Origin of the sequence: Desulfosporosinus sp. Sb-LF, assembly GCF_004766055.1 — a bacterium.
In the GTDB taxonomy this organism is placed as follows: domain Bacteria; phylum Bacillota; class Desulfitobacteriia; order Desulfitobacteriales; family Desulfitobacteriaceae; genus Desulfosporosinus.
The window spans coordinates 1-8,594 of the sequence record NZ_SPQR01000029.1; the positions used below are offsets into that span (position 1 = coordinate 1).

7 protein-coding genes and 15 tRNA genes are annotated in these 8,594 nt (G+C 42.5%); 19 read left to right on the forward strand and 3 right to left on the reverse strand.

All coding sequences use genetic code 11. The features are described 5' to 3' along the window. Positions 1-502: 502 nt before the first annotated feature. The 4 genes from E4K68_RS20065 to E4K68_RS20080 all read left to right on the forward strand — a co-directional run bounded on the left by E4K68_RS20065 (position 503) and on the right by E4K68_RS20080 (position 3,511). On the forward strand, positions 503-1,171 hold the full coding sequence (locus tag E4K68_RS20065) for a Crp/Fnr family transcriptional regulator (protein ID WP_135380857.1): 669 nt from the start codon (positions 503-505) through the stop codon (positions 1,169-1,171). A gap of 307 nt (positions 1,172-1,478) precedes the next feature. Beyond that, positions 1,479-1,904: a hypothetical protein gene (locus tag E4K68_RS20070; protein ID WP_135380859.1), complete on the forward strand. Its 426-nt coding sequence runs from the start codon at positions 1,479-1,481 to the stop codon at positions 1,902-1,904. 15 nt (positions 1,905-1,919) lie between these two features. Then, positions 1,920-2,858: a sulfite exporter TauE/SafE family protein gene (locus E4K68_RS20075; RefSeq protein ID WP_135380861.1), complete on the forward strand. Its 939-nt coding sequence runs from the start codon at positions 1,920-1,922 to the stop codon at positions 2,856-2,858. Between the two features lie 59 nt (positions 2,859-2,917). Then, positions 2,918-3,511 carry a DUF1847 domain-containing protein gene (locus E4K68_RS20080; protein WP_135380862.1) on the forward strand — a complete coding sequence of 198 codons (594 nt, stop codon included), beginning with the start codon at positions 2,918-2,920 and terminating at the stop codon, positions 3,509-3,511. A 285-nt stretch (positions 3,512-3,796) separates the two neighbouring features. On the opposite strand, the gene E4K68_RS20085 is transcribed toward E4K68_RS20080, so the two are convergent. After that, complete coding sequence (locus tag E4K68_RS20085) at positions 3,797-4,696, reverse strand: hypothetical protein (RefSeq protein ID WP_135380863.1); 900 nt, start codon at positions 4,694-4,696, stop codon at positions 3,797-3,799. A gap of 17 nt (positions 4,697-4,713) precedes the next feature. Beyond that, a complete protein-coding gene (locus tag E4K68_RS20090; protein WP_135380865.1) occupies positions 4,714-5,991 on the reverse strand; it encodes a multiheme c-type cytochrome in 1,278 nt (425 codons plus the stop codon). 172 nt (positions 5,992-6,163) lie between these two features. On the opposite strand from E4K68_RS20090, the gene E4K68_RS20095 reads away from it, so the two are divergent. From E4K68_RS20095 to E4K68_RS20165, 15 genes are all read left to right on the forward strand, one after another. Beyond that, positions 6,164-6,239 (forward strand) — tRNA-Glu (locus E4K68_RS20095). Positions 6,240-6,251: 12 nt separating this feature from the next. Further along, positions 6,252-6,327: transfer RNA gene (locus E4K68_RS20100), tRNA-Val, on the forward strand. 8 nt (positions 6,328-6,335) lie between these two features. Further along, a tRNA-Asp gene (locus E4K68_RS20105) sits at positions 6,336-6,411 on the forward strand. 26 nt (positions 6,412-6,437) lie between these two features. Beyond that, positions 6,438-6,521: transfer RNA gene (locus tag E4K68_RS20110), tRNA-Tyr, on the forward strand. Positions 6,522-6,630: 109 nt separating this feature from the next. Next, positions 6,631-6,705: transfer RNA gene (locus tag E4K68_RS20115), tRNA-Met, on the forward strand. A gap of 43 nt (positions 6,706-6,748) precedes the next feature. Then, a tRNA-Gln gene (locus E4K68_RS20120) sits at positions 6,749-6,823 on the forward strand. A 4-nt stretch (positions 6,824-6,827) separates the two neighbouring features. Next, positions 6,828-6,904: transfer RNA gene (locus E4K68_RS20125), tRNA-Lys, on the forward strand. 8 nt (positions 6,905-6,912) lie between these two features. Next, positions 6,913-6,987, forward strand: a tRNA-Gly gene (locus tag E4K68_RS20130). A 6-nt stretch (positions 6,988-6,993) separates the two neighbouring features. Further along, a tRNA-Arg gene (locus E4K68_RS20135) sits at positions 6,994-7,070 on the forward strand. Between the two features lie 16 nt (positions 7,071-7,086). Beyond that, positions 7,087-7,162 (forward strand) — tRNA-Thr (locus E4K68_RS20140). Between the two features lie 6 nt (positions 7,163-7,168). Then, positions 7,169-7,253: transfer RNA gene (locus E4K68_RS20145), tRNA-Leu, on the forward strand. Between the two features lie 14 nt (positions 7,254-7,267). Continuing rightward, positions 7,268-7,358: transfer RNA gene (locus tag E4K68_RS20150), tRNA-Ser, on the forward strand. 8 nt (positions 7,359-7,366) lie between these two features. Beyond that, positions 7,367-7,441, forward strand: a tRNA-Asn gene (locus E4K68_RS20155). A gap of 1 nt (position 7,442) precedes the next feature. After that, positions 7,443-7,520, forward strand: a tRNA-Ile gene (locus tag E4K68_RS20160). A 6-nt stretch (positions 7,521-7,526) separates the two neighbouring features. Further along, positions 7,527-7,600: transfer RNA gene (locus tag E4K68_RS20165), tRNA-Gly, on the forward strand. 85 nt (positions 7,601-7,685) lie between these two features. Here E4K68_RS20165 and E4K68_RS20170 read toward each other — a convergent pair. Next, complete coding sequence (locus tag E4K68_RS20170; RefSeq protein WP_135380867.1) at positions 7,686-8,066, reverse strand: CoA-binding protein; 381 nt, start codon at positions 8,064-8,066, stop codon at positions 7,686-7,688. Positions 8,067-8,594 lie beyond the last annotated feature (528 nt).

Consider the following 8,594-nt stretch of genomic DNA (forward strand, 5'->3'; position numbering starts at 1 on the left):
GCCAAGAATACTTGGGGCGCAGGCCCCTGGGAACGTAGGTCATCGCCAGGTAAACCAGCAAAAAGACTATCTCTAACGAGGTAGTCTTTTTGTGTTAGAACGAACGATTTTCAAGCATTAAAACGTCTATGGGGTCGGGGTTCCACCCCTTCGGGTCCACACTGCCGGAGAGTGCGTCATAAGTCGCAATGTGGCGAAAGGCTCATTCGCCTTTCGTTTCAGGGCCAAGAATACTTTGGGCGCAGGCCCCTGGGAACGTTGGTTATCGCAGGTAACTGTAAAAAGGACTATCTCTAATATTCCTACACCTAGTAGGAACGAGAGAAGCTGTATCAAATGTGGGTTCTCTCGTTGTATACAAGTTAATAATTACTACTTATTCCTGTCAGAAGGGGTATTCATCAAAAACGATTCTCGTTTCTTTTGCTGCAATCACCCAAATATAAACGTAGTATGTTTTATACAACTTGTGATAAACTGTTGTACGGAGGGATCTCTTAGGATGGAAATAATAAATTACGATGCATTAGCGTTGGATGAATCTGAAAAGAATGTTGTCAGGGAATATGGTATAGCGGTCCATTATCCTAAAGGACAAATTGTATTTTCTGCTGGTGACACAGCTGACCGGGTATATTTAATTGAAGAAGGTTTTGTGAAGATATATCGTATTACTATGGATGGCCGTAAGGTGACTGTTGGGAGTATGAGGAGCCCGGGGCAGTTAATGGGTTTGGCTGAAACCTTGTATCATGGCGAACGTACTTGTTTTGCAGGAGCGATTAACGACTCTACTCTTATAGTTGTCCGTAAATCACAATTTGAGGAATTAATGGCACAACATCCGACCATCGCACTTAAAGTTGCAACAACTTTAGGAGTGAGAATGAGAGAAGCGGAGGCTATTATACAAGAAATGGTTTCCTGGCAGGTTCCAGGAAGATTGGCTATGTTACTTCTTAAAATGTCTGAACGTACCGGCATAGAAACAGAAACAGGTACGAAAATAACCTTGCGTCTAACGCATGAAGAGATAGCTTGTATGATTGGAACGTCAAGACAAACCGTGACATCCTTGCTGAATATATTTAAACAGGAAAGCAGTATAGCCATAGAAGAGCGAGAAATGTATATTCTTGACACAGATAAGCTAAAGAAATGGATTGTTTAGAGGGGCTGGCATGAGATGCTAGTCTCTTTTTTATCTATGAATGCTTAATTATTCTCAATAGAGACTAACCATAATTTATAGATGTCATTTAGAAGACACAAGTTATGTATTGCAGATGACATAATAAAGGTCACGATAGTGACATTCAGTTAAGTAAATATCTGTTATCTTATTGGTGTGGGGTATTAATATAACTGATATTAGTATCCGTTATATATATTAATAAATGTGAAAGGAGGCACAATAGCGAACTAAGCCTAGGCTGTTTAGATTATCAAAATGTTTAAAGCGAGGCGGTTGGTTACGTTTGGGAAAATTTTACGAATTAGTCAAATTTATTAAAAACCCTCACAAAGGGAAAATACAACAAATAAAAGAGAAATATCTAGAATTAGACGATCTTTCGAATGTTGCATTAGAAATTGGGAACGCTGCAGCTTACAAGTCTCTTCAAACGGAACTGAAAGAAGTATTTTTTGATTATTTATCAGCAGTCGTGGTAGATTCAGTCTACAAATTAGTTCCCCATGTACTTATAATTTGGGTTATCAGCCTAAAATGGCAAGTGGTTACAGTACCAGTTGTAAACTGGCAGTTTAATATACTTGGAGCTTATTTACTTCTGTACCTAATTTTTAATGTTGGACAATTACTTGTAAACCCAATAAGGTCTGGATTATCTAAATTGGGACTTACTTTTTTATCTAGGTCATCTGTAATAAATAAATTATAATGGAGGAAGAGTATTATGCATTTTTCAATGGCAGGTGTAGACGCCAGCCCAATTGGTCTGATTCTTTGGGGAATCTTTGTAGGTTATGTTTTCACATCAGTAGGAGCTGCGGGTGGTATTTTGGCCGGTGTAGGCCATATGAGTATTTTCGGACTTAAAAAAGCAAATATGGTTAAGCCTATGAATCAGATCTTGACACTAGTTAGCCCTATCGTTGGTACTCCTTTATATCTCCGAGAGAAGCGAATTGTTGTACCTACCGCAGTAGCTTTGGGCTTGGGTGGTATCGTTGGAGCTATGATAGGTTCTACTCTTTCGTCCTCCTTATTAAAAGAAATGAAAACGTTCCAACCTTACTTTGGTATCTTCACCTTAGGAATTTCGTTACGTATTGCCTATGAGTGCACAGCAAAATTCATGAATGGCCAAAAAGAAGTAAAGGCTGCAAATAACCTTTTTGCTGCAAAAGTTAAGGAACTCAAGGCCTCAGGCAAAATGAGTGAAATTAAGGAGATCGGTGTTAACTTCAGTAGAATTGGCGTCCAAAATACCTTTACCTTTGCCGGTCAAGAGTTCAAGTATAATGCTATTACAGTTTTTATTACAGGGCTAATAGTAGCAATTATCTCTGCATCCCTTGGGGTTGGCGGTGGATTTTTACTGGTTCCTTTTATGACCAGTGTGATGGGATTACCAATGTACATTGTGGCTGGGACGTCCGTCCTTTCTATATTGGTATCATCTTCAACCAGTATTTTAAATTATATTTCCATGGGCAGTCTCGTAGATGTTAAGTTCCTAGCCTTTGAATTAGTGGGCGTCGCCATTGGTACTGTAGTAGCAGCCCGAGTGTCGAAATATATCAATGCTCGTTATATGAAAATGTTCCTTGCTATTCTCTTGTTCTACATTGGTCTGAAGTATGTGTTACTGTTAGTTAACGTTAATATCTAATCCAAATTCTATATTGTTAAGCCTAATTTTCAGCTTATGTAAAATGGGGGGTTCTCGAAATGAAGTGTGCATCTTGTAAAATGAAGACCAAAAACATGTGCGACAAAGATGGGTTCGATTGCACTGGGGGAAAATACACTTTAGAAGAATGTTATGAAGACTCAAACAAACCCTTTCACCGACTAAGTGGTTGTTTCCAAGCGGAACATGGCAACAATCTTAGCCGCCTGGATGAAGTGATTATGTTTGCCAAGAGAATGGGTTATAAGAAGATTGGTATGGCTTTCTGTATAGGCTTAGCTGACGAAGCTGAAGTTCTGGAGAAAATTTTATCTCAGCATTTTGAGGTATACTCTACTTGTTGCAAAATCGGCGGGCTAAAAAAAGAGGATTATGAAATACCAAAAGTGAAAGAAGATAAGGTCGAAATTGTTTGCGACCCAATTCTCCAAGCAAAAGTTCTTAATAATGATAATACCGAACTTAACTTGGCAGTGGGCTTATGCGTTGGACATGACATGTTATTTAATAAGTACTCCGAGGCACCTGTCACCACTTACGCAGTTAAAGACCGCAGCTTAGGTCATAATCCTTTGGCAGTTTGTTATTCTAGCTACCTACGAAAAAAATATATGAATAAGAAGTATGAATAGTAACTATACGAAAAATAGCTCTGTCTTTGGACGGAGTTATTTTTTTCTCAAGAACTCTAAGTATTGGAACAAACAATTGTACAAGGGATCATAGAAGCGGTTAGAAATCGAAATATCAAATGTTATTATTGACAAGTTGAATTTGATCATACGAAAATATTATCGAGTTATAAAAGAACTGTAGTCCACCAGGTATACGATTGTTTGTATGACAATTAAAACCCTTCTGATTGCAATGACAGAAGGGTTTTAATAATCTTAACCTGGAATTGGATTTAATAAAATTCAGTTTTTAGACACTTTGACATCGGGTTCTGATGAAGGTGTTTCATCGTTTAAAGGATCTAAAAAGACTAGAGCACCCCAAACTCCCAAATCACAAAATAAGAGGGGAGCAAGGCCCGGAGCTTGGTAAAACACTCTTGACCAAATGATGCTACCGCGGCCAGCTAAATCGGCACTTAGATGGAAGGCGAAGCCTAATAATCCAACCATAAAGCTAAGAACCAGCGTTATACCTAGAAGAAGTGATAGACCATGGTCCGGATAGCTGTAAGCTTGAAAAAACAAGATTGCAGCAGCAAAGATCCCCACGTAAAAGGGAACCCAAGTATAGATATTGCTAAAGCCTGTTCGAGCGTGATCAAAATAGGCGACCAGACCCGTCACAAGAAACCAAAAAGCAGTTGCAAGGAGGAGCCAACGTGTCTTTTGGGTTAAGTTATAGCTTCTGGATTTTGGATGATCATCTAAGGATGTCAACAAACCGATGCATCCCAGAGCCACAAACGCTAGCGGAGCAAAGACAGGATTTCCGCTAGTTAAGCCGGAAAAAGATACTACATTTCCAGCAGAGGCACCTTGGAGGTGAAACCCAAAGCCCACAATCCCCGTAATAACACCGATAAAGTTGATAGCAATATTAAGGAACTGAGTCCAACCTGGTTTGGGTTTCAATAACAACAACAGGGCGGAGAGCGCAGCAATAGGGGAAAAAATAATAGGTATCCATTCATAGAGTGGATAGAAGCGATTCAGCGCGTGTGCAATGAGGACATCGAGAAAAACAATAAGGTAGTTAATACAAAGAAAGAACAGAATTAGCCTCGTTTTGGCTATAGGGATATTTAGGGGCCGTTTTGTCAACCATTGGTAGGAAAAACACCCCGTAATTGAGGATTTCATAGTTCAAGACTCTCCTTTTAGCGACCTTCTATTTTCGTTGATTTACTGGTGTCCTGTGCTGATGTTGTAGCTGTTACCCCTTTGCTACGAAGCTCGGCATCTTTCTCCTTAAGCTCAGTGAGGTCAATTAACTGTTCATAGAATCCATGCCACTGAACATAATCGGGACCGTTCATAAATGCACCAAACCGCGAGCGTCGTCCCTCATGGTGCCAAATCTCGAACCCTTTAAAATCAATCGAACTCGAAAAGGGAGCGGCGGGAATTAGCCCGTCATCTTTTAGTTTTTTGATGATTGTCTGCGCGGTCGCAACGTTCTCATTTCCTTTTAACACAACTTTATCCGCATTATCATACATCGTTTGTATGGTTGTCTTAGCATGGCACTCTAAACAGACCGTTTGCATGTTAACACGATGTGTCTCCCAATTTACGCGCTTTTCTGCCTGGGCAGGGGTCAGTTTCCAACTGAGGCGTTGACCGACATCATGGGTCCCTTGAGCAGCGCCGAATGAAGACATATGACAGATTGCGCAGGTAGGGGCATCGAAGTTCTTACTAGATAATGTGCCAGCAGGAGCATTCCAATCCCAAGTGGCTCCTTTATTGGCATAGATCGTACCGTGGATGGACTCCTCGTAAATTTCCTTCATGGGGTGGTCTGGACCAAGGTGGCAAGATCCACAGATTTCGGGTTTGCGAACTTGTGCCTTGGAAAAGGTGTGTCCCGCGTGGCATTTTGCACAGTCTCCAAAGGTTCCGTCGGCATTGGGCTTTCCGATACTATGGCATACTTCACAAGCCATCTTAGTGATTTCTGGGCCTTCCATATGATAAAGGTCATTATATTTTCCTGTAGATGAAAGCCCGTAGCGCTTTAGTTGTTCATCAGTAAAAGCGGATGCACCTGTTTGAGCATACCATGCTGGCGCGCCATGACGGCTATGATCGAATTGTGTAGTTTGAGTGGGATGGCACTTGGAACAATTTTGAGGTGTAGGTCGTAGGACGATATTGTTTTCATAATGATTCACCGTGAGTTTGCCACCAGGTTCACCTCGGTGGCAATCGATACATGCAACCTTACTTGCCGCATGCTTGCTTTCGCCGTATTGTTTAACGACACCAGGTGTAGTTCGATTATGGCAGGTGAGACAACTTCCTCCATTTCCTGCAAAGGAAAGGGTAGCTTGATCTCCCTTGTTGGATGTGCTCCACATCGAGAAGAGATAACCTGCTGCAATAGTGATAATCAAAGCAGCGATCACATTACGCCAAAGTTTACTTTGCTTCATACTATCCGGATAAACCGGATGCACCTCCTTACCATCAATTACTGTCAGTTAGTATTTGTAAAGGGCAAAAAAATACTCTATATTGTTCCATTGTAAATAATTAAAAAAAGTTTGAGGAAATGAGTTGACATTTTGGGGATGTTGGGCTATACTAAAAAAGTTCTCAAAACGTGGCCCGTTGGTCAAGCGGTCTAAGACACCGCCCTTTCACGGCGGTTACACGGGTTCGAATCCCGTACGGGTCACCAAACAGAATAAATGGGCGATTAGCTCAGTTGGTAGAGCGCCTGCCTTACAAGCAGGATGTCGGCAGTTCGACCCTGTCATCGCCCACCAGAAATTATGGCCCCGTGGTGTAGCGGTTAACATGCCTGCCTGTCACGCAGGAGATCGTCGGTTCAAATCCGATCGGGGTCGCCATTATAATTCATGCCTAGAAGCTTAATGGGTAGGTGGCCGAGTGGTTAAAGGCGACAGACTGTAAATCTGTTCCGCGAGGTACGATGGTTCGAATCCATCCCTGCCCACCAATTCTAACACTGAGAAATGAACTTTGGAATTATTTCCAATAGGGTGATAGAAAAGCTAGTCTGGTAGATGAACGGAGAGGTTTAGAGGACCTCAAGTATTACAAATTGTCGCGGGATGGAGCAGCGGTAGCTCGTCGGGCTCATAACCCGAAGGTCGTCGGTTCAAATCCGGCTCCCGCAACCAAGGTATTGGGATCTAGGCAAATGCTTAGACTTAATATATAAATTGGGGTGTCGCCAAGCGGTAAGGCACCAGACTTTGACTCTGGCATTCGTAGGTTCGAATCCTCCCACCCCAGCCAAAACGGGCCATTAGCTCAGTCGGCTAGAGCACCTGACTTTTAATCAGGGTGTCCCGCGTTCGAGTCGCGGATGGCCCACCAAGCAATTTGCGGGTGTAACTCAGTGGTAGAGTGTCACCTTGCCAAGGTGAAAGTCGCGAGTCCGAATCTCGTCACCCGCTCCAAAAAACGCGCTCGTAGCCCAGCTGGATAGAGCGTCTGACTACGAATCAGAAGGCCGGGGGTTCGAATCCCTCCGAGCGCACCAAAAAATTAAACAAATTGCCGTTGTAGCTCAGTTGGTAGAGCGTATCCTTGGTAAGGATAAGGTCACCGGTTCAATCCCGGTCAATGGCTCCAGCAAATGCGGGAGTGGCGAAATTGGCAGACGCGCACGCTTGAGGGGCGTGTGGGTAACACCGTACGGGTTCAAGTCCCGTCTTCCGCACCAACTTTAAAGGATTTGGAGAAGTACTCAAGTGGCTGAAGAGGACGGTTTGCTAAACCGTTAGGGTGGGTAACTGCCGCGAGGGTTCAAATCCCTCCTTCTCCGCCAGCATATATTCCTCGATAGCTCAATGGTGGAGCAACCGGCTGTTAACCGGTAGGTTGTAGGTTCGAGTCCTACTCGGGGAGCCATGGCAGGGTAGCCAAGTCGGTCTAAGGCAAGCGGTTCATACCCGCTCATCCGAGGGTTCGAATCCCCCCCCTGCTACCAAAACGCGCGGGTGTAGCTCAATGGTAGAGCACTAGCCTTCCAAGCTAGCTACGTGAGTTCGATTCTCATCACCCGCTCCATATGAAATTATAACCGCACCGTCAGGTGCGGTTTTTGCTATATGCTTACTTTGTAAGCTTATAGTTCACTAATCCATTAATCTACTCATGTATGGAGCAACACGCACTGATTATGAATTACTGTGATCCCGTGTTCTTTGCCATTACGAATAGCCTCGTCGTTTTCACTACCGGGTTGCATCCATACCCTGGTGATTCCAAGATCGATGCAATCTCTGATGACTTGTTCGGTAATTTTGGGTGGAACGACAACACTTACGGCATCAGGTTTCGACGGTAATGTGGCTAAGGAGGAATAGCAAGGATCTCCGTCGATACTTTCAAGCCCGGGATTAATTGCATAAACCGAGTAACCAGCATTTTTTAGTTTAGCGTACACTTTATAACCAAATTTTTCCTGGTTATTAGATACGCCAACCACAGCCCAAGTTTTATGGACTAAAAATTGGTTCATATCATCCGACATCGTTAAGACTCCTTTCTGATAATCAATTTAGATGAGTACAGTGTAAAACAAAGAGTATCGAATAGCAACTAGAGTACCCAAGCCCATGTAGTAATATTAATGACGTTGAAGAAAGTGGTCCAACTCATAATTTGCCTGCCACTTGGATAATTTCCAATCTGCAAATTACTAACCGTGGGGACAAGGCAGGTAAGAGACTCTTAATATTCAATAAAACCCCATGAGGAGGGGTTGACGATTTTGTAGTAAATGTGGTATATTATTAAACGTCGCTGGTCGACGTGCAAACACAATATAACGACACAATAAACGGAATTAACCAGTTGACAGTAAACATTAAAAATGCTATTATATCTAAGCGTCGTCAAATAAATACTAGAAGTTGTAGACGCGAAGAAGCATAAGTTTACTAAGAAACTAATTCCTAACCATGGTCTTTGAAAACTAAACAACAAGGACAGCCAATGAGAGAAACTCGAAAGAGTTTCAAAGAAACAATGAGCAAGTCATCATCTTCTTCAATACAGA

What these genes read in the sequence shown, in the direction of transcription:
- E4K68_RS20065 (WP_135380857.1), top strand. Translation starts at nt 503, where the DNA reads ATGGAAATAATAAATTACGATGCATTAGCGTTGGATGAATCTGAAAAG.
- E4K68_RS20075 (WP_135380861.1), top strand. Translation starts at nt 1,920, where the DNA reads ATGCATTTTTCAATGGCAGGTGTAGACGCCAGCCCAATTGGTCTGATT.
- E4K68_RS20080 (WP_135380862.1), top strand. Translation starts at nt 2,918, where the DNA reads ATGAAGTGTGCATCTTGTAAAATGAAGACCAAAAACATGTGCGACAAA.
- E4K68_RS20085 (WP_135380863.1), bottom strand. Translation starts at nt 4,696, where the DNA reads ATGAAATCCTCAATTACGGGGTGTTTTTCCTACCAATGGTTGACAAAA.
- E4K68_RS20090 (WP_135380865.1), bottom strand. Translation starts at nt 5,991, where the DNA reads ATGAAGCAAAGTAAACTTTGGCGTAATGTGATCGCTGCTTTGATTATC.
- E4K68_RS20170 (WP_135380867.1), bottom strand. Translation starts at nt 8,066, where the DNA reads ATGTCGGATGATATGAACCAATTTTTAGTCCATAAAACTTGGGCTGTG.